Genomic DNA, 19,645 nt, shown 5'->3' on the forward strand with positions numbered 1-19,645 from the left:
GGCGCCCTACCAGCGATGGGTCAATGTCATGGACAGGAAGCGGCCGAGCGCCGTTGCATTGGTCGGGTCGAAACCGGTGTTGATGCTGTTGACGATGAAGGGCGGATTCCTGTCGAACAGATTCTGCACGTTGAAGGCCAGCGAGGTGCCCTGGCCGGTGCCGGCAGAACCGCTGAAGTCATACCTGAGATTGAGGTCGACCGTCGTCCACGCGTTGACATGGGGGTCGGCGCGGTTGGCGGGATCGCGATAGCTGTCCACATAGTTCACGAACAACCCACCGGCGACCTGCCGGTGGCTTACGGCGAGGCCACCGCGCACCTTCAGGTCGACCGGGAAGTACACCGCGTTCACCGCATCGACCTCGGGCGAGGTGGCGGTCACGCGGCGCTTGGAATCGATGATGTATTGGCCGGCAAGGTTCAATGCGATACGGGTCTGGCCGGCGTCGAAATCGTAGGAGGCATTGAAGTCGACGCCGCGCTGCGAAGTGAACGCGTTGTTGCGGAAGCGGTTGTCGAGGATGACCTCGCTGCTGGTTTCATCGGTTCCTGGTGTCAGCGCATAAGGGCCCACCCGCGATACGAACAGTCCCAGGCCGGAGGCACCCAGCTGGCGCGCCTGCTGGATCTGCTGCGGCGTCGGGTTGACGGTCAGCAGGTCCGCATAGGGTGCGGTGGACTGCAGGAACAGCGACGGGAAACTGCCGCCGAAACCGCTGCCGATCCGGTCGGCATACTCGATGTGGTAGTAGTTCGCGTCGATCTTGAGGCCCGGCAGCGACGGGGGCGCGAACGAGAAGCCGCCGGTCCAGGTCTTGGCACGTTCGGGCCCCAGGTCCGGGTTGCCGTTGGAGAGCATCATCAGCACCGTGCTTCCGTTGGCCGCGCTCGGGTTGGGCACTTTGGCCACCACCACGGTGTTGTTCAGCTGCATGTCCTGGTAGACCGGCGCCCGGTAGGAGCGGCCGTAGCTGGTGCGGAATGAAAGTCCTTCCGTTGCTTCCCACAGCAGGCCGACCTTGGGATTGAGGGTGGAACCGAAATCGCTGTAGTCGTCGTAGCGTGCGGCCGCAGTCAGCGACAGCCGGCGAACGCCAGGCATGTCTGCCAGCAGCGGAATGTTGAGCTCGGCGAAAGCGGAACGGATCGTGCGCTGCAGATCCAGCGGCTTCTCAAGCCCACGGTGATCGAGCAGTTCATAGCCATCGCGGCGGTAGCCCGCACCGAATGCCGCGCGTACGCCGCCGGCCGGAAGATTGAACAGCTCGCCGTCGGCGATCATCTCCAGGTAGCGCGATTCGGAATGGGTATCCGTCGGCGGTGCGGTGCTGACCGAGCTGCCGGTGATGGTGGTTCTCTCGTAGGAGACGTCGCTTCTGCCGAATCCGGAATTCAGACGGGCCTGCCACTGGCGCGGAAGCTCGAGGGTAAGGCCGGCGAACACATCGAACTGCCGCGTGTGCGGGAACAGTCGGGTCTCGTCGGCAGTGCCGGAAATGGTGGTGTCCATCTCGCGCTTGGCAAAGGAGCCGGTCAGGTTGAGCGTCAGCACATCACTGAGCGCCTGCACGCCGTCCAGATACAGGCTGTGCCGCTTCGAGCCGGGATAGATGTCGTACGGCCTGACCGTGACGTTCCTGGAAAAGTCCTTGTCGACCGCGGCGAGGTTGGACTGCTTCAGGAACTCGTAGCTGGCCATCAGGTGGCCACCCTCCCACGACCAGCCGGCCGACTGCGATGCCTGGTACTCGTCCATGCTGCCGCGGGTGACGCTGCCGTAGCGCAGCGAGGTTTCATAGCCGGTGAAATCGCGGCGCAGGACGATGTTGACCACACCGCCGACGGCGTCGGTGCCGTAGATGGCCGAGGCGCCATCGGTGAGGATCTCCACGCGCTCGATGGCACTCAGCGGAATCAGCGAGATGTCGACGTACTGATAGCGGTTCGAGGAGGTCACGCGGTGGCCGTTGATCAGCGTCAGCGTGGTGCCCGTGCCGAGGCCACGCAGGTTGATGGCGGTGCCCTGGCCGAAGTTGTTGCCGGTATCGCGGTCGACGCCGAGGTTGCCGACGTTGGCGCCGTTGGCACCACCGCCGAAGTTCTGCGGCAGCTTCTCGAAGAGCTGCTGCAACGAGGCCACCCCGGTTCGATCAATGGCCTCCCGGTCGATCACGATGACCGGGGAGGCGCCGCCGCCAATGGCATCGCGGATGTTGCTGCCAATGACCATCACCTTGTCCAGCGTGGTGGTATCGGATCGCCGGTCGCCCTGGACAGGACTGCCGGGAGCGCTGGCATCCTGCGCCATTGCCGGCGCGTTGAGCTGCAGAGCGGCGGCCAGGCTGGCGACCACCAATGCCGCCGGCCTGGCGGTGGATGCGTTGTTCATGCCCCGGTCCATCGATCTCATCGGATGTTGGTCTGCGGCACGAGCCATCGCGCCTTCAATAGATATGTTATAGCATATCATTCAAGATGCGCGACGATCTCTTGCTGTGCCGAGGGGCGACGGCAGGCGCACCGCCACACAGGAGCCACTGCACCGATGCCGGACCGACGCTGATGAGAATGTTCGCGCTGCCGCCGCCGGTCACCGAGATCCTCACCGCGTACTGGAAGGCGGACCGCAGGCTGCTGCTGTTGATCGCCGCCATCGTCGTGCTTTCCAGTTTGGCCACGGTGGCAGCGCCGTACCTGTTCTCGCGCCTGATCGACCGCATCAGCACGGAAGGCATCCGTGAACTGGCGGGATGGTTCCTGCTCTACGCGGTGATGCTCGGCGCCGCCAGCATCCTGCAGAACACCGTGCAGTACCTGTCGTTCCTCAGTGGCGAGAACCTGGGTTTCATCACCAGCACCCGCTACTTCGCGCGGCTGCTGAAGAAGACACACAGCTTCTTCCTGGATTACAACGCAGCCGAACTGCAGGTGGCCGGGGAGAAGGGCCGCAACGCCCTGAAGATCGTGGTGCAGCTTGGCCTGGTGGTGTTCATTCCCAGCGCACTGCAGATCCTGCTGACCCTGCTGACACTGGGGGCGCTGATCAACCTGCAGATGGTGGCGATCGTGCTGGGCTACGGTTCTGTGGCCGTCACGCTCTCGGCCATCGCTACCCGGCGAGCACGGATCCATCGTGAGGCGGCGGTCGAAGCGGGCCAGCTGAATGCGCGCTTCGTCGGCAATGCGATGAACGCGATGGAGACGCTGCGGCAGTTCGGCGGCAGCGCGTGGATGATCCAGCGCTTCGAGCAGAAGGCCCTGGAGGTCCGCGACAGTTGGCGGGCGTACGTGCTGCAGCGGGTCGGTTTCATCGCGCTGCTGGGCATCGGCCTGGCGGTCGAGTTCATCGTCACCTTCGCACTGCTGCTCCCGCGCTATCAGAGCGGTGACCTGAGCGTCGGCGATATCGTACTGTTCAACCTGCTGTTGCTGCAGCTCAACATGCCCTTTGAAATGATCGCGCGCTCGATCGATGACGTTGCCCGTTCGTGGACGCTGCTGACGCCGCTATCCTCCCTGTGGGCGGCACCCGAAGAGCGGCAGGCAGCAAACGCCGGCCGATTCCACGGAGAATGCGGCCGGATCGAGTTCCAGCATGTCAGCCATCGCTACGGCAATGGCCGCGGCGTCCGGGATGCGTCCTTCCACGCCGGGCGCGGCGGCATCAACTTCCTGATGGGGGAGACCGGGGCAGGGAAGTCGACGCTGTTCAAGCTGGCACTGAAGTCGATCGAGCCCCAGCACGGTCGCATCCTGGTGGATGGCATCGACCTGGCCGACATCGACCGTGCCGCGTGGCACGCCGCCGTCGCCGTCGTTCCCCAGGATGTCATCCTGCTCAACGAGAGCCTGGCCGACAACATCCTGCTGGGGCGCCCGCGCGACGACACCCGGTTGCGCCGCGCGACCCGCCAGGCGTCGATCCTGGCCTTGATCGACGCGCTGCCCGAAGGCTTTGAAACCACCGTGGGCGAGCGTGGCCTGAAACTTTCCGGCGGCGAACGGCAGCGCATCGCCATTGCGCGTGCACTCTACGGAGCGCCCGCCATCCTGTTCCTGGATGAAGCCAGCTCGGCGCTGGACGAGGCGACCGAGCGCGAGATCATGGGCCATATCCGCGCGCTTGCCGGTGATGTCACGATCGTGGCCATCACCCATCGCCGCAGCGTGGTGACCGCAGCCGACCAGGTGATCGTGCTGGCCACGGGCTGACGGGACCTGGCGGACACCTGCACCTGCAGCTGGGGCGCGATGCTTCTGGGGTACGCTGTGCGCGACCGTTCCCGGTGCCTCCCGCGCTGTCGATGCCTGGCCCGTGACCCCGCACCGACTCATTCCAGGAATCCCGCATGTCCGACAACCTTCCACCGCTGAACATCCTGGCGTTTGCCGGCAGCCTGCGCAGCAACAGTTACAACCGGCGCCTGGTCAGGGCTGCAGCAGGCGCCGCGCCTGCGGGCCTGCTGCTGACCGTGCATGACACCATTGTCGATATTCCGCTGTTCGACGAAGACGTGGAAGCCGCCGACCCGGCCGGTCCTGCCGGGGTCAAGCGCCTGCGCGCGGCCATTGCAGCCGCTGACGGCGTGCTGATCGCCACGCCGGAGTACAGCCAGTCACTGCCCGGCGTACTCAAGAACACGCTCGATTGGCTGTCCCGCGACGATGCCGAATACCGCACGGTCCTTTCGGCCAAGCCGGTGGCGATCATCGGCGCCACGCCGGGTCACTGGGGCACCAAACTGGCGCAGTCGCAGCTGCGCCATACATTGACCGCCATGGGGGCATTGACCATGGCCTCGCCACAGCTCTATGTGGCCGAAGCAGCGGCCGCCTACAACAATGACGCGGACGATTTCGACGCGGCGACGCGCAAGCGCCTGCAGCGCTTCCTGGAGGGATTCCAGGCCTGGGTCCAGTTGCTGCAGGGCAGGGCATCGCGCGGTTGAGCCGTGCCGGCAGAGGGCGTCAGCGCCCGCCGGTGCCAGCGCCCGGATCATGCAGCCCGCGCAGTTTTTTCTTGTTGATCTTGCCCACGCTGGTCCGCTCGATCGCATCCACGAAGCTGACACGCTCCGGAATCGCATAGCGTGAGATGTCTCCGGAACGGCTGCGCGCTGCGACCAGTTCGATGATCTCCGCCTCTGACACATCACGGCCGGGCTGCCTGACCACCAGTGGCAGCGGCCGTTCGCCCCATTTCGCATCGGCGATACCGATCACCGCGACCTCGCTGACCGCCGGGTGCAGTGCGATGATGTCTTCCAGCGCGAGCGAGGAGATCCATTCGCCACCGGTCTTGATCACGTCCTTGATGCGATCGGTGACGCGCAGGTAGCCACCTTCATCGATGTTGCCGATGTCGCCAGTGTGCAGGTAGCCGCCCGCCCACAGCGCTGCCGAAGCGTCCGGATCGTGCAGGTAACCCTGGGTCAGCCAGGGGGCTCGTGCCACCACTTCGCCGGTGGCCACGCCATCGTGGACGACATCGCCCATGTCCGGGTCGACAATGCGCAGGTCCACCAGTGGCACCGGAGTGCCGGCCTTGGTGCGCAATGACAGCACCTCGTCGGCATCGGTCATGCTGTCCACGTCGATCTGGGCGATGGTGAGCAGAGGGCAGGTCTCGGACATGCCATAGCCGCCGAAGATGTCGATGCCCCGTGCCAGTGCACGCTGCGCCAGAGCACGGGGCAGGGCCGCACCGCCGATGATCACCTTCCAGCCCTCCAGGTCGGTCTGCGCCGCGTCCGGATGCTCCAGCAGCATGTGCAGGATGGTTGGCACACAGTGCGAGAAGGTCACCTTTTCGCGCGCGATCAACGCCAGCAGCTTCGCAGGCAGGTAGCGCCCCGGATAGACCTGCCTGATGCCCATCGCGGTAGCCACGTAGGGCAGGCCCCACGCGTGCACATGGAACATCGGGGTCATGGGCATGTAGACGTCGTCACGGTGCAGGCGGCCCTGGCGGGGGGCGCCGCCGAGCGCGGCCATCGCCGCCAGCGAATGCAGCACCAGCTGCCGGTGGCTGAAATAGACCCCTTTGGGCAACCCGGTGGTTCCGGTGGTGTAGAACACCGTGGCACGGGCATTCTCGTCGAAGTCCGGGAAGCGGACGACCGGCGTGGCATCACGCAGGCCCGTTTCGTACTCGGTGGCGAAGCCTGGCGGCAGCGGGCCATCGGCATCGTCTAGCAGAATGCGGGTGCGCAGGTCCGGCAGCTGCTCGTCGATGGCGTCCAGCAGCGGCAGGAACTCGCGGTTGGCCAGGATCGCCCGCGCGCCGCTGTGGTTCAGCGTGTACGCGATCTGCTCGGGGGCCAGGCGCACGTTCACCATCATCAGCACCGCACCGATCATCGGCACCGCGAAGTAGGCCTCCAGGTAGCGGTTGCTGTCCCAGTCCATCACCGCCACCGTGTCGCCGTGGCCGTATCCCAGCGAGGTCAGCAGGCCTGCCAGCTGGCCGATGCGCGCGTGCAGGGTGCGGTAATCGAACCGTACCTGGTCGCCGTAGACGATTTCCTGTCCAGGGCTCACCGCCAGCGGCATCAGCAGCAGCTGCTTGATCAGCAGTGGATAGGCATGGGCATCGGGAGTGGGGGCGGATGACATGGCATTTCCTCGTGGACGGCGTTGCGGTCGCCGGCCTTCTCCGCCCCACACTAGCAAGCCCTTCCTGCTGTACCAGCGTACCTAGGTACCTGTTCCCGCGCGCAGCCGATTTGATAATCTCGCCAGGACATGCCAACCCTGCTCATCGCCGATGATCACCCCTTGTTCCGTGCGGCACTGCATCGCGCGGCGGAAGAGGCGGTTGCCGATCTGCAGATCAGCGAGGCTGATTCGCTGGACGGCGTGCTGGAGGTGATCGAGAACCAGTCGATCGACCTGATGCTGCTTGACCTGCACATGCCCGGCAACCATGGGCTGGCCGGGTTGGCCACGATCCGTGCCCTGCAGCCGGGCCTGGCGATCATCATCGTCTCCGCCAACGAGGAGCCGCAGGTCATCCGGCGTGCCATCGACCTCGGCGCCGCGGGCTACCTGCCCAAGAGCTCGGGCTTGAACGAACTGCAGTCCGCGCTGCAGTCCGTGCTGGAGGGTGAGCGCTGGATTCCAGCGTTGCTGCGCGAGCCGGTGGCGCGGGTGGCACCGTTCAGCAGGGATACCGACCTGGCCGCACGCCTGGCCAGCCTGTCGGCACATCAGTACAAGGTGCTGGGGCTGGTGGCCGAGGGCCTGCTCAACAAGCAGATCGCCGACCGGCTGGGCGTACAGCTGCGCACGGTCAAGGCACACATGACACGCATCATGGAGCGGCTGGGCGTGCGCAACCGCGCGCAGGCCATCCGCGTGCTGCACGAAATGGGATTGGCCGATCCGTCCCGGCAGATCGAAGAGCTTCCCGAGCCCTGATGGGTCAGGGCGTGGCAGTGGTCGCCAGCAGGTGGTTGATCGCCCAGCGCAGCGCCAACGGCTTGAACGGCTTGTTGAGCAGGGACAGCCCAACGCCGCGCACCGCCTCGCGCGTATCGCTGCCGGTATCGGCACTGAGGATCACCGTCGGCCGCGGCCCATGCATGCCCGTCAGCCGCTTCCACAGCGCAACACCGGTATCGCCATCATCCAGGTGATAGTCGAACAGCCACAGCGCCGCCTCGTGCGCTGAGGATCCGATGTCATCGGCGTTGCCTGCCGCGATCACATCGCAACCCCAGGAATGCAGCAGCTGCCGCATCGCCTCCAGTGCGTCCGGGTCGTTGTCCACCACCAGTACACGAATTCCCTTCAGGGCGCTGCTGCCGCCCGTCGGTGGTGGACTGCGCGGGGTCACAGGGGGTGCTGCGCGTTGCACGCTGATCGAGAAGGCCGAGCCATGCCCGGGTACGCTGCGCAGGTGCAAGGGTGCATGCAGCAGGTCGGCAATGCGGTGCGCGATGGTCAAGCCCAGGCCCAGTCCTTGCCCGTTGCTGCGATCGATCCGGTGGAACTCCTCGAACACCACCGCCTGCTGCTCCGGAGCAATGCCGGGGCCGGTGTCATGCACGCCGATCATCAGTGCCTGCCCCTGGCGGCGCACACCCAGCAAGACACCGCCATGGCGGGTATAACGAATGGCGTTGGCCAGGAAGTTCTGCAGCACCCGGCGCAGCAGCAGCGGGTCGCTATGGACCCAGGCCTGGCTCCGCACGTGGCGGAACTGCAGGCCACGCGCCGCCGCCAGCACCGCGAACTCCTGCGCAAGCGGATCCAGCACGGTCGACAGCGCGAAGGGGCGCGGATCGGCCACCAGCCCACCGGCTTCCAGTCGCGAGATATCCAGCAGGCCGGACAGCAGGTCATCAGTGGAATCCAATGCGCCGCGGATCTGCCGCAGGAAACTGTCGAGGAACTCGGACTCGATGTGCTGCGACATCGCCTCGGTCAGCAACTGGGCCGCATGCAGGGGCTGGATGAGATCATGGCCGACCGCCGTCAGGAAGCGCGTTTTTGCCGCGTTCGCGCGCTCGGCCTCCTGTACCGCCTGCTGCAGCCGCGCGGTGCGGTCCTGTACCCGGCGTTCCAGATTCTCATTACTGCGCTTGAGCGCATCTTCCGCGCGGCGGAACGCCGTGACATCGGTGAATGTGGCTACATAGCCACCGCCCGGCATCGGGTTGCCGCGGATCTCGACGATGGTGTCATCGGGGAAAATCCGTTCGGAAAGGTGTGGCGTGCCACGGCGCATATGCGCGACGCGGCGCTGCAATGCCTTGGTCGGCGTGTCGCCAGGGCCGTCGCCGATCTTCAGCTGTCCCAGTGCCCATGCCGTGAGGTTGACCACCGGCTGCCCGACCTGCAGCAGCTCCGGCGGGAACCTGAACAGCGCGGCGTAGCGGCTGTTCCAGGCCACCAGCTGCAGCTGCGCATCGACCACGCTGATGCCCTGGCTCATGTTCTCCAGCGCAGCTTCCAGCAGGCGCTGGTTGAAGCGCAGCACCTGGGTGGCCTCGCCGACGGCGCGGGTCACCGCGTCCAGCGGCGCGGCGCCGCCCTCGCGTGCGGCTTCGACCAACAGCCGTGCCATGCCTGCGCCGACCACGGCCGTCAGCTCACGCTCGACGGCGGTGACCCGGTCGTCATCCAGCATCTGCCCGGCGTGGCCCTCCAGCAGCTGGCGCGCACGCTCCTGGCCAAGGAAGCGTCCGGCGGTCCTGCGCAGGGACGCCGCAGCCACCGCATCCCGCCTCCGCGGCAAGGACGGACGCACGGCCCGCGACACCAGGGCCACGGCCAGCAGGTTGACCGCCAGGCTGGCCCCCATGCTGATGGCGATATGCCCCGGCTGCACGCGCAGCGAGACCACCGACAACCAATGCAGCCCGTCGGCGTCGACCGACGGCGTCGCGGCCGGGATCACCATCGGCAGCAGTACCAGCCACAGCCAGGCCAACGAGCCCAGCACGATGCCGGCCATGATGGCCGCGGAGGGCGTACGTGGGCGATACACCGCCAGCAGCACAGCCGGTGCCAGCTGCGAGAGGGCGGTGAAGGACATCAGGCCGAAATCGCTGAGTGCCTCGGTGTCGCTCATCGCGCGGCTGTACAGCCACGACATCAGGAACACGGCGAGGATGCCGGCACGGCGGAACGCCAGCACGCGCGGGCGCAGATCGGCGTTGGCCACGCCACCCTCGATGCCGCCGAGCAGGCGCGAACCGAATCCGTGGTTGCCAAGCATGATCGACAGGGTCAGCCCGGACAGGATCATCATGCCCGTGGCCGCGCTCAGGCTGCCCAGATAGGCCAGCAGCGCCAGCAGATGATGGCCACCGGCCTGCGGCAGCGCCAGCACGTACAGGTCCGGTGATACCGAGGCCGGCAGCTGCGCGGCACCGGCCAATGCCATCGGCACCGACGGCAGACCGATCAGCAGCAGGTAGACCGGGAACATCCAGCGTGCCGTCTTCAGGTCCGAGGTCTGGCGAAGCTCGACCACGCCGACGTGGAACTGGTGAGGCAGGGTGAACGCGGAGATCGCCCCCAGCGCGACCATGGTGAGATAGTCCGGCACGATGGCCGGTGGCGGCAGCTGCGCCATCTTCTCCAGCAGCGGCGTGCCGGCTTTGTGCACGGACAGCGCCGCATACAGGCCAATGGCCAGCAGTGCGACCAGTTTCAGCACCGATTCCAGGCCCAGCGCGACCACGATGCCGCGGTTGGGCTCGGTAGCCGAGGCCTTGCGTGCACCGAACAGCAGGGTGAACGCTGCCATCGTCAGCGCGAACCAGAACGACATGTCCAGCTGCGCACCGGCAGGCGCGAACCGATCACCCAGCAGGGCACCCAGCCCCTGGCTGACGGCTTTCAGCTGCAGTGCGATGTAGGGAATGATGCCGAACAGCGCCACCAGGGTGATAGTGAAGCCGAGGCCGCGATCGGCACGCAGTCGTGCAACGACCAGATCGGCGATGGTGGCACTGTTGTGCTGCTTGGCCAGCCGCCCGAGGCGGAGCAGGAACGGCAGGCCCAACGCGAAGATCAGCGCCATGCCGGCCAGGGTCGGTGGAATGGGGAAACCCCATTGCTGCCCCTGCGAGGCCGCACCGTAGTAGGTCCACGCGGTGCAGTGCACGGCCAGCGACAGTGCATAGATGAGCGGCCAGGCCTTCGAAAGCCGGTGCCCGCGGCGCTCGCCCCACAGCGCCACGCCAAACAGCAGTGCGGTCCATGCAATGCAGGCGAAGAGGACGATGGAGGGCGTCAACATCGCTCCAGTGTAGGGAGAGAAGCGGGCAGGGTGGTGCTAGGCGGCGATCACGATCAGTGACAGCTGCTCAGCGACCAGTGCCAGCTCGCCATCGGCGACCCGCTCGACGGCCTTGCGCTGGGTCAGCAGCCACTGGCCGTGCTGGCGCGCATCCAGTGACACCAGCTGCGAGCGTACCCGCACCTCGGACCCGCTCGGCACCGGCGCCAGGAAGCGGACCTTGTTCAAGCCGTAGTTGAGCGCATGGGCGATGCCGGGGAAGCCGGCGAGGGCGGCCACATCGTCCTCCACCGTCAGCGAGAGCAACAGGAAGCCATGTGCGATGGTATGCCCACCCGGCATCTGCGCCTGCGCCCGCGCTGGATCGACATGGATCCAGTTGTGGTCACCGGTGGCGTCGGCAAAAGCATCGATGCGCGCCTGGTCCACGCGGGTCACGCCACTCAGCCGCTCACTGGCGGCCCACTGCTGCAACGCCTGCAGGGCGGGAGGCAGGTCGCTGTCCGCACTCACGCCACACGCTCCAGCAAGGTCAGGATCGCGTCACGCGCCTCTGGCTCGGACAGCATCGGCGCGTGCCCCACATCGGGCACCTCCACCAGGCGGGCACTTTCCGAGGTGGCCGCCATCTGCCGCGCGACATCGGCCGGCAGAATGTCGGACAGCGCACCGCGTACCACCAGCACCGGCACCCGTGCGGTCAGCCCGCGGACCGCACGCCACAGCAGCGGACGCAACAGCCACAGCAACCATGGCCGGGTAGTACGGATCACTGCCGGGTCGTAGTCCAGTTCCAGCAGGCCATCGCTGCGCGGGCGGAAGGTGCGCACCGCCATCTGCCGCCAGTCGTCGGTGCTGAAGCGCGGGAACGCAGCCTTGCCGATGGATTCCACGTAGGCCGTGGCCTGCACCAGGTCCATCGGCGGGACCGGCTTGCCGGCGTACTTGCCGATCCGTGCCAGCGCCTCGCGTGGCACCTTGGGGCCGGCATCGTTGAGCACCGCCCCGGAAATCCGCCCGGGCGCGCGCGAGGCGAGGGTGATGGTCACCAGCACGCCCAGCGAGGTGCCGATGAACACCGCCTTGTCGATGTTCTGCGAGCGCAGCAACGCAACCATGTCATCCGCATAGGCACGCGGGTTGTAGCTGGACGGGTCATATGCGCGTTCCGAGCCTGCACGACCACGCAGGTCGACCGCGATCACGCGCCAGCCCTCGGCGGTGAGTACATTGGCAAGCGCATCGAAGTCGGCACCATTGCGGGTCAGTCCTGGAATGCAGACCACTGTGCCACGCGCTGCCTGCCCCGCATCGGGTGCATGGTCGCGCGCATGCAGGCGCAATCCATCATTGCTGTTCCAGTACAGGTCGTCGTAAGACTGCGTCATGCAGAAGCTTCCTGAAGATCGTAACGGATGCGCTAGAAATCGTAACGGACGCTGAGGCTATATTCGCGTGGTGGGCCATAGAAGCCAATCAGCGTGCCGACCGCCGGGATGTTGTAGCCGGTGGTGCGGTATTCCTTGTCGGCCAGGTTGGTGCCCTGCAGCGAGAAGGTCCACGCGTCATCCAAGCGCCAGATGACGCCGGCATTGACCAGCCCGTAACCCTGCTGTCGGATCACCGGGCTGAGGTCGGTGGTCGGCCACACTTCGCTCTGGTAACTGTAGCTCACCCGTGCCGACAGGTTGCTGCCGTTGGCCAGGTCGGTGCGGTATTCCACGTTGAACGCACCAGAGAATTCCGGGGCATTGGTGAACTTCATCTGCCTGGCCACGTTGATGCCGCGGTCCATGTACTCGTCGTACGTGGTATCCAGCCATGCCAGGTTGCCGGAAATCAGCCAGTGCTGGCTGGGCAGGTACTGATACTCGACTTCCAGGCCTTTGACGGTACCGGCGCCGGCGTTGGTGAAGTCACCGAAGAAGGAATCGTCGATGCCATCGCCGTTGGTATCCAGGCCGGTGAACACCGACAGCTGGATGTCCTTGTACTTGTTGTAGAACGCCGACAGGTTCAGGAACAGGCGCTGGTCGAGGAAGGCCATCTTGCTGCCGACTTCGTAGCTGTCCACGGTCTCGTCATCGAACGGCTCCGCCGAGCGCGGTACCGCCACCGCGTTGGCACGGATGTTGTAGCCACCGGACTTGAAGCCACGCGTCGCCAGGCCATAGACCATGATGTCCGGGGTGATCTGGTAGTCCAGCGAGACCTTGGGCGAGACGTTCTTGAAGTTGGTCTTCTTGTCGAAATCGGCGGTCACCGCCACCGGCCGGCTGAAGCCCGGGTCGGCGTAGAGGCGGTTCAGCACGATCGCGCGCTTGTCCTCGTCGGTGTAGCGGGCGCCGACATCGAGCTTCAGTCTGCTGGTCAGGTCGAAGGTCCAGTCCGCGTACAGCGCGATGCTGTCGGTCAGCACCTTGCCCTGGTTGTCGGCGAACTGCGCACTGAAGTAGTTGTTCTGGATCTGCCCGCCAGCTTCGCCGCTGAACTGGTACAGGCCGACCACGCCGCGCATCCGGCCGCCGGCATCGTAGTTCACCTGCACTTCGTTGCTGACCTGGTCGTCGTGGTAGGTGCCACCCACGTCGGCGAGCTTGACCGGCGCGGTATCGAAGTCGATGTTGGCCTCGCTGTCCGATTCACGCTTGGCGATCACGTACTTCAGTGCGATGTCTTCGTTCGGCCGCCAGTTCACCGTGGCCGAGGCGCCCTTGCTCTCCACGTTGTTGAGGTTGCGCATGCCCGAGCGGATGTCATAGCGGCTGTCCATCGGCGGGTAGGCGCGCAGGAACGGATTGGGCGCCAGCATCTTCGAGCCGCGCATGCCGGACTGATCGTCGATCCAGTCCAGTGCGAACTGCACGTCGAAGTCATCGCCCGCATACGCGCCCAGGTTCAGGCGTGCCGCGTTGATCTGCTTGTCGCTGACCGGCTGGCCGTTGGAGGTGTTCTCGCCAAACCCGTCGTGGTTCATGCTGGCCACCGCCACACGGGCGCGCAGGCCGCTGTCGGCACCGCCGATCGGGCCACCGATGGCCGCCTTCGCATCCAGCTGGCTGTAGTTGCCCACGGTGATCTGGGCGAAGCCCTCGGTCTGGGTGGGCAGGCCGCGCGAGATGTACTTGATCGCGCCGCCGATGGTGTTCTTGCCATACAGCGTGCCCTGCGGGCCGCGCAGCACCTCGATGCGCGAGACATCGAACACATCCAGTAGCGCACCCTGCGGACGCGCGATATAGACGTCGTCCAGGTAGATGCCCACGCCCGGATCGGCGCCCCAGGTGGGATCGGACTGGCCGATGCCACGGATGTAGGCGGTGACCGTGCTGCTGGCGCCGCGGGCAGCGTAGATGGTCAGGTTGGGCACCTGCGCATCCAGGTCGCTGATGTCCTGGACATTCATCTTGTCCAGCGCCTCGGAGGTAAACGCAGTGACGGCAACCGGCACCTCCTGCAGGGTTTCCTCGCGCTTGCGTGCGGTGACCTTGATGCTGTCCAGGTTGGTGGGTGATGCAGTCCTGCCCACCGTCGGCGTGGCCTGGGGCGCTTCCTGTGCCAGTACCGGCCCGGAGGCCAGCAGCGCGCCGATCATGAGACTCAAACAATTCCGTTTCATTCGGTCCTCCCCCAGGCAGGTGCTTGCAGATGGCCCATTGCCACCCCTGCAGCCAAGGCTAGCGGTGTCATCGGGCAGCGGCGAGTGGACCTAGGTCCAGTCGGCAGCGGCCGCCGGATGCGGATACTGGGCGCGCCCCCAGCCGGAAGCGCATCCCGGTACCCCTTCATCCACGACTCACGCATGAGGATCTGGCCATGAAATCCGGAATCGATTCGATCAAGGTTGTACTGCTGATACTGTGCAGTTGGCTGGCGATGGCGGGCAGCGCCGTTGCCGCAGGCCCGGCCGGGCATTGGGACATTGGCCTGTACGGCAATCTGTTCGGCGCCCGCGAATACCAGGTGTGGGTGCCCGCCGGCTACGACGACACACAACCGCTGCCTCTGCTGCTGGTGCTGCACGGCTGCGTGACCGGGCCGAACCTGATGGGCGAGGCCTCGGGCTTCAACGATGTGGCCGACACCGAAGGCTTCATCGTGGTCTACCCGCGGCAGAACGTCACCTCCAATCCGGCCCGCTGCTGGAACTGGCAGCTGCCGATCAACCAGGCACGCGACAGTGGCGAGCCCTCGCTCCTTGCCGGCATCGTGGAAAAGGTGAAGGCGGCTTACAGCGTTGATCCGCATCGCGTGTACGTCACCGGCATTTCGGCGGGCGGCGCGATGACTTCGATCATGCTGGGCTGCTATTCGGACGTGTTCGCCGCAGGTGCCATCCATTCCGGTGGCATGTTCAAGGGCGCGACCACGATTTCCGGCAGCGCCTACGCACTGTTGGCTGGCAGCATCTACTCGCCGGACAGCAACGGTCGCCTGGCATGGCAGTGTTCGGGTTCGCCGTCGCCGCGACCGCTGCCGGTGCTGGTGTTCCATGGCAGCGCCGACCTCACCGTCAACCCGGTGAACGGGCAGCAGGCCGTGCGCCAGTTCCTGCAGACCAATGACCTCGCCGACGACGGCATGGACAACGATTCGGTGAAGTACGTGCCGACCAGCACCTATCACGGCCAGGTGCCGGGCGGCCGCGCGTATACCGTCGACACCTACGCGTACGGCGGCAGGACGCTGGTCCAGCACTATGTGGTGCAGGGCATGGGGCATGCCTGGAGCGGCAGCCAGTCGGGCCTGCCATTCACCGACCCGAAGGGGCCGGATGCCACGCTGATCACCTGGCTGTTCCTGAAGGACTACCAGCGCTGAGTGGTCGCCGCTGCAGCGTCAAGCCTGGCGGTCGAGACACCATGCTAGCCTTCCCTTTGGCAGGATTGCCTGACAGGGGGAAGGCATGGATACCCGGCGCCGAGATTCCATCGTATTGGCTGCATCCGGCATGCTCGCACTGGCACTGTCCGCCAATGCGCTCGCGCATCCGGGCGGGCTCGACAAGCAGGGTTGCCACACCAACCGGAAAACGGGTGAGTATCACTGCCATCGAGGCGCTCCAGCCGCCCCTCGATACGTCGACACTCCGCGCAGCAGTTTCGCCCCTGCCCCCGCGCGCGGTTCCCGGGCATTTGCCAACTGCGCGGAGGCCCGCGCCGCCGGGGTTGCGCCGGTACGGCGTGGTGATCCGGGGTATGGCCCGCACCTCGATCGTGACAATGACGGCGTGGGCTGCGAACCCTATCGGGGCCGCAGGTAGGGCATGGCCCACCTGGCTTCAACTCCCGTTTCCCCGGGTTCGTCGGCCATCGCCGGGAGTGGTCGCACGATCTCCCCGTATTGCAGGGATATCCCCTAGGCTGTTGTGATTGAACTGCAAGGATGAAAGCAATCATGAACCGCTGGATTTTCCTGGCATTGGCCACGCTCCCGTTCGCCGCCGGTGCCGTGGTCATCCGCGATGATGTTGACGATGCCAGGTACCGGATCGACGCATCGGTGTTCCCGGCACTGGCAGACATGCCGGGCGAGGGGCACGGCGTCCTGATCGCACCGCAGTGGGTGCTGACTGCCGCGCATGCCGCGCCGATGGAGGGGATGGATGCCACGATCACCATCGATGGGAAGGGCTACGGCGTCGAGCGTGTCTTCCTGCACCCCGGCTACCGGAGGATGCCCGAGGCGCTGGGCAAGGAAGCGATGGCAACCGGGAGCGCATCGAAAATCCATGCGTTTCTGGCAGCGTCGGACGACATTGCACTGATCAGACTTGCCGCCCCGGTGAGCGGTGTGCCGCCGGTCGCACTCTACCGTGGCGCCGACGAGGTCACGCAGGTCGCCTCCCTGATAGGGAAAGGCGCCACCGGCAACGGTGCCGTGGGGCTGGCGCCCGGCGGGTCGCATCGTACGACGCTGCGGCGAGCCTGCAACGCGATCACCGGCGGCAACACGCGCTATCTCTGGTACCGGTTCGATCCACCTCCGCAGGGCCTTCCCCTTGAGGGCGTGCTCGGCAACGGCGACAGCGGCGGCCCGCTGCTGATCAGTAAGGAAGGGACCTGGCAGCTGGTGGGCCTCGGCTCCTGGATCACCGCCGTTCCCGAGCATGCGCTAGAGGCAGGCTTCTATGGCCAGGTGGTTTACAACGTCCGCGTGTCCCGCTACCTCAACTGGATCGAAAGCATCATCGAGCGTGATGCGTCACGTTAATGGTGCATCCGGGCAGCCTTCCGCGCAGGTGTTCGCCCGGTCTCAAGTCATGCGACGGGTGTTCGTATCCTTCCCGCCATGGCCTCTTCTTCGTTCAAATTCCCTGCGTGCATGACCGCCTCCCGGCCATCCGGGTGGGTGCAGAGCGGCGAGCGCTGGGATCTGTGGTGGAACGGCCGTTCGGTGGCCCGTATCGTGCCGCATGCCGCGCTCGGGTTCCGCCTGTACCTGGACGCACGCAAGATGTCACAGGCCAAGGTCGTGTCCGCCACCAGCACCCGTCAGGCCAAGCGCTACGCCGAGCGCTGGTGTGCTGCACGGCTCTGCCCGCAGTTGCCTCTGCGCGATGCGGTGGCGCGGTTGGTGGCTGTTGCGCCCGGCGCGGGCGCCGTGCCCTCGCAGGTGCTGACGCGGGAGCAGCGGCAGCAGGCCCGGCGCCTGGCTGAAGCCGGGGCAGGGGAGATGGGGCGGATCAAGGAAGCGCTGGCACCAAGGCCGCGCATGATGGCCGCCAGGCCCGAGGTGCAGGGACGAGGTGGAACCTGGTCTGTACCCGGCCAGGTTCCATCCTCCCCGCGCCGAAACGGGAACACATCCCCAGCCAGGACTACGCCGAGAGCTCCTCACGCACGATTCGGGCCCCTTCGCTGAGCGCACGCAGCTTGCCCCGTGCCACTTCACGGGCCAGCGGCGCCATGCCGCAGTTGGTGCTCGGGTAAAGCTTGTCGGCATCCACGAACTGCAGGGCCTTGCGCAGGGTGTTGGCTACTTCATCGGCGGTCTCCACCGTGCTGGACGCCACGTCGATGGCGCCGACCATCACTTTCTTGCCACGCACCAGCTCGATCAGGTCGATCGGTACGTGCGAGTTGTGGCATTCCAGCGAGATGATGTCGAGGTTGGAGGTCTGCAGCTTGGGGAACGACTCTTCATACTGCCGCCATTCCGACCCCAGCGTCTGCTTCCAGTCGGTGTTGGCCTTGATGCCGTAGCCGTAGCAGATGTGCACGGCGGTCTCGCACTTCAGTCCTTCGATCGCACGCTCCAACGCGGCTACGCCCCAGTCGTTCACTTCGTCGAAGAACACGTTGAAGGCCGGCTCGTCGAACTGGATGATGTCCACGCCAGCGGCTTCCAGCTCCTTTGCTTCTTCGTTGAGGATCTTCGCGAATTCCCAGGCCAGCTTCTCACGGCTCTTGTAGTGCGCGTCGTACAGCGTGTCGATCATCGTCATCGGGCCAGGCAGTGCCCACTTGATCGGCTGCGTGGTCTGCCGGCGCAGGAACTTCGCATCCTCCACGAACACCGGCTTCGGACGGCTCACTGCGCCGACCACGGTCGGCACGCTGGCATCGTAGCGGTTGCGGATGCGCACGGTCTCGCGCTTCTCGAAATCAACGCCGCTGAGGTGTTCGATGAAGGTGGTGACGAAGTGCTGCCGGGTCTGCTCGCCGTCGCTGACGATATCGATGCCGGCATGCTGCTGTTCCTGCAGGGACAGGCGCAGGGCATCCTGCTTGCCTTCAGTCAGGCCTTCGTCCTGCAGCTTCCAGGGCGACCAGAGCTTTTCGGGTTCTGCCAGCCAGGACGGCTTGGGCAGGCTGCCGGCGGTGGAGGTAGGGAGCAGTTTCTTCGTCGACATTGCGTCTTGTTTCCTGGGGGCGAATGGAAAATCGATGGATCAGCGGGCAGCCCACTGCTCAAGCACGGCGCGATACGGCTTGATGAAGTGTTCTTCGGTGAACTTGCCCTGCTTGACCGCCAGCTGGCTGCGCTCTTCGCGGTCGTAGACGATGCGGGTGGACGAATAGTCCTGGTGCTTCAGGCTGGGCTGGTAGACCTTGCCGGCCACGGAATTGGCGTTGTAGATCTCCGGGCGGTAGATCTTCTGGAAGGCTTCCATCGTGCTGATGGTGCCGATCAGTTCCAGGTTGGAGTAGTCGCCCAGCAGGTCGCCCTGGAAGTAGAACGCCAGCGGCGCGACGCTGCCGGGTGGCATGAAATAGCGCACCTGCAGGCCCATCTTGTCGAAGTACTGGTCGGTGGGGGAGAACTCACCCTGGCGGTACTCCACGCCCAGGATCGGGTGATGGTTTTCGGTGCGGTGGTAGGTCTTGCTGCTGGAAACACTGATACAGATGACCGGCCCCTTGCTGAAGTTGGCGCGGTAGGCGTCAGACTCCAGGAAGTGCTTGAACAGCTTGCCATGCAGGTCGCCAAAGCCTTCCGGAATGCCGAAGGTGGCCTTGCCCTCGTTGCTGGCCGGCAGCACCACGCTGAAATCGTAGTCGCGCACGTAGGACGAGAAATTGTTGCCGACGATACCCTCGGTGCGCGCACCGGTCTGCGTGTCGAAAATGGTTGGGCGCAGGACCTCGATCAACGGGAACGGATCACTGCCATCGCTGCCGTCGATGTGCATCTCCACCGAGATGATGTCCAGCTCGACCGCATAGCGATCCGCGCTCGGGTTGTCCCAGTGCGCCAGATCGTTGAAGCGGTTGTTGATCATGCTGATCGTGTTGCGCAGGTTCTCCTGCCGGGACGCACCGCGCGCCAGATTGGCGAAATTGGTGGTGATGCGCGTGCCCTCGGCCGGCTGGTAGTCCTCGTTGAAGGGGATGCGCGTGATGCTGAAGGTGAAGGTGTCGGTCGTCATGGGCGGCGTTCCGTGTTG

General features: G+C 65.6%; 15 protein-coding genes. 7 read left to right on the plus strand and 8 right to left on the minus strand.

Features of this window, described 5'->3' with window-relative positions; all coding sequences use genetic code 11:
• Positions 1-6: 6 nt before the first annotated feature.
• Complete coding sequence (locus ARC63_RS18300) at positions 7-2,391, minus strand: TonB-dependent receptor plug domain-containing protein (RefSeq protein ID WP_231298660.1); 2,385 nt, start codon at positions 2,389-2,391, stop codon at positions 7-9.
• Positions 2,392-2,564: 173 nt separating this feature from the next.
• Between ARC63_RS18300 and ARC63_RS18305 the strand changes: the two genes are divergently transcribed.
• A complete protein-coding gene (locus tag ARC63_RS18305) occupies positions 2,565-4,214 on the plus strand; it encodes an ABC transporter ATP-binding protein (RefSeq protein WP_057504045.1) in 1,650 nt (549 codons plus the stop codon).
• 137 nt (positions 4,215-4,351) lie between these two features.
• Complete coding sequence (locus tag ARC63_RS18310; RefSeq protein WP_057504046.1) at positions 4,352-4,951, plus strand: NADPH-dependent FMN reductase; 600 nt, start codon at positions 4,352-4,354, stop codon at positions 4,949-4,951.
• A gap of 19 nt (positions 4,952-4,970) precedes the next feature.
• Here ARC63_RS18310 and ARC63_RS18315 read toward each other — a convergent pair whose 3' ends face one another.
• Positions 4,971-6,617, minus strand: a complete 1,647-nt coding sequence (locus ARC63_RS18315; RefSeq protein ID WP_057504047.1) for a fatty acid--CoA ligase — start codon at positions 6,615-6,617, stop codon at positions 4,971-4,973.
• A gap of 129 nt (positions 6,618-6,746) precedes the next feature.
• Between ARC63_RS18315 and ARC63_RS18320 the strand changes: the two genes are divergently transcribed.
• Positions 6,747-7,421: a response regulator transcription factor gene (locus ARC63_RS18320; protein WP_057504048.1), complete on the plus strand. Its 675-nt coding sequence runs from the start codon at positions 6,747-6,749 to the stop codon at positions 7,419-7,421.
• Between the two features lie 4 nt (positions 7,422-7,425).
• On the opposite strand, the gene ARC63_RS18325 is transcribed toward ARC63_RS18320, so the two are convergent.
• From ARC63_RS18325 to ARC63_RS18340, 4 genes are read right to left on the minus strand one after another with little or no spacing between them, the layout of a single operon-like run.
• The gene (locus tag ARC63_RS18325; RefSeq protein ID WP_057504049.1) at positions 7,426-10,755 is read right to left on the minus strand and encodes a hybrid sensor histidine kinase/response regulator; all 3,330 of its coding nucleotides are present in this window, start codon (positions 10,753-10,755) and stop codon (positions 7,426-7,428) included.
• 36 nt (positions 10,756-10,791) lie between these two features.
• The gene (locus tag ARC63_RS18330) at positions 10,792-11,268 is read right to left on the minus strand and encodes a MaoC family dehydratase (protein WP_057504050.1); all 477 of its coding nucleotides are present in this window, start codon (positions 11,266-11,268) and stop codon (positions 10,792-10,794) included.
• Entirely contained in the window at positions 11,265-12,143 is an 879-nt protein-coding gene (locus ARC63_RS18335) for an alpha/beta fold hydrolase (protein WP_049409687.1), read from the minus strand. The genes ARC63_RS18330 and ARC63_RS18335 overlap by 4 nt, the downstream gene beginning before the upstream one ends.
• 32 nt (positions 12,144-12,175) lie before the next feature.
• Entirely contained in the window at positions 12,176-14,350 is a 2,175-nt protein-coding gene (locus tag ARC63_RS18340) for a TonB-dependent receptor (protein ID WP_057504051.1), read from the minus strand.
• A gap of 221 nt (positions 14,351-14,571) precedes the next feature.
• Between ARC63_RS18340 and ARC63_RS18345 the strand changes: the two genes are divergently transcribed.
• The 4 genes from ARC63_RS18345 to ARC63_RS23740 all read left to right on the plus strand — a co-directional run bounded on the left by ARC63_RS18345 (position 14,572) and on the right by ARC63_RS23740 (position 17,619).
• Positions 14,572-15,576: an extracellular catalytic domain type 1 short-chain-length polyhydroxyalkanoate depolymerase gene (locus tag ARC63_RS18345; RefSeq protein ID WP_043395915.1), complete on the plus strand. Its 1,005-nt coding sequence runs from the start codon at positions 14,572-14,574 to the stop codon at positions 15,574-15,576.
• Positions 15,577-15,706: 130 nt separating this feature from the next.
• Positions 15,707-16,018, plus strand: coding sequence for an excalibur calcium-binding domain-containing protein (locus ARC63_RS23825; RefSeq protein ID WP_010485648.1), 312 nt, complete (start codon positions 15,707-15,709; stop codon positions 16,016-16,018).
• A gap of 134 nt (positions 16,019-16,152) precedes the next feature.
• Positions 16,153-16,968 (plus strand): S1 family peptidase, encoded by an 816-nt coding sequence (locus ARC63_RS18350; RefSeq protein ID WP_057504109.1) that lies wholly within the window; start codon positions 16,153-16,155, stop codon positions 16,966-16,968.
• Between the two features lie 78 nt (positions 16,969-17,046).
• Positions 17,047-17,619 (plus strand): hypothetical protein, encoded by a 573-nt coding sequence (locus ARC63_RS23740; protein WP_231298661.1) that lies wholly within the window; start codon positions 17,047-17,049, stop codon positions 17,617-17,619.
• Here ARC63_RS23740 and ARC63_RS18355 read toward each other — a convergent pair.
• Together ARC63_RS18355 and ARC63_RS18360 are read right to left on the minus strand one after the other, a co-directional pair.
• Entirely contained in the window at positions 17,576-18,610 is a 1,035-nt protein-coding gene (locus ARC63_RS18355) for a methionine synthase (RefSeq protein ID WP_049433748.1), read from the minus strand. The genes ARC63_RS23740 and ARC63_RS18355 overlap by 44 nt on opposite strands.
• 39 nt (positions 18,611-18,649) lie before the next feature.
• A complete protein-coding gene (locus tag ARC63_RS18360; protein WP_057504052.1) occupies positions 18,650-19,627 on the minus strand; it encodes a DUF1852 domain-containing protein in 978 nt (325 codons plus the stop codon).
• Positions 19,628-19,645 lie beyond the last annotated feature (18 nt).

The organism is Stenotrophomonas geniculata ATCC 19374 = JCM 13324, assembly GCF_001431625.1.
Lineage (GTDB): Bacteria > Pseudomonadota > Gammaproteobacteria > Xanthomonadales > Xanthomonadaceae > Stenotrophomonas > Stenotrophomonas geniculata.

Bases quoted from the DNA above. Each gene is read 5' to 3' on its own strand.
- ARC63_RS18300 (WP_231298660.1), bottom strand. From the start codon at position 2,391: ATGAACAACGCATCCACCGCCAGGCCGGCGGCATTGGTGGTCGCCAGC.
- ARC63_RS18305 (WP_057504045.1), top strand. From the start codon at position 2,565: ATGAGAATGTTCGCGCTGCCGCCGCCGGTCACCGAGATCCTCACCGCG.
- ARC63_RS18310 (WP_057504046.1), top strand. From the start codon at position 4,352: ATGTCCGACAACCTTCCACCGCTGAACATCCTGGCGTTTGCCGGCAGC.
- ARC63_RS18315 (WP_057504047.1), bottom strand. From the start codon at position 6,617: ATGTCATCCGCCCCCACTCCCGATGCCCATGCCTATCCACTGCTGATC.
- ARC63_RS18320 (WP_057504048.1), top strand. From the start codon at position 6,747: ATGCCAACCCTGCTCATCGCCGATGATCACCCCTTGTTCCGTGCGGCA.
- ARC63_RS18325 (WP_057504049.1), bottom strand. From the start codon at position 10,755: ATGTTGACGCCCTCCATCGTCCTCTTCGCCTGCATTGCATGGACCGCA.
- ARC63_RS18335 (WP_049409687.1), bottom strand. From the start codon at position 12,143: ATGACGCAGTCTTACGACGACCTGTACTGGAACAGCAATGATGGATTG.
- ARC63_RS18340 (WP_057504051.1), bottom strand. From the start codon at position 14,350: ATGATCGGCGCGCTGCTGGCCTCCGGGCCGGTACTGGCACAGGAAGCG.
- ARC63_RS18345 (WP_043395915.1), top strand. From the start codon at position 14,572: ATGAAATCCGGAATCGATTCGATCAAGGTTGTACTGCTGATACTGTGC.
- ARC63_RS23825 (WP_010485648.1), top strand. From the start codon at position 15,707: ATGCTCGCACTGGCACTGTCCGCCAATGCGCTCGCGCATCCGGGCGGG.
- ARC63_RS18350 (WP_057504109.1), top strand. From the start codon at position 16,153: ATGAACCGCTGGATTTTCCTGGCATTGGCCACGCTCCCGTTCGCCGCC.
- ARC63_RS23740 (WP_231298661.1), top strand. From the start codon at position 17,047: ATGGCCTCTTCTTCGTTCAAATTCCCTGCGTGCATGACCGCCTCCCGG.
- ARC63_RS18355 (WP_049433748.1), bottom strand. From the start codon at position 18,610: ATGTCGACGAAGAAACTGCTCCCTACCTCCACCGCCGGCAGCCTGCCC.
- ARC63_RS18360 (WP_057504052.1), bottom strand. From the start codon at position 19,627: ATGACGACCGACACCTTCACCTTCAGCATCACGCGCATCCCCTTCAAC.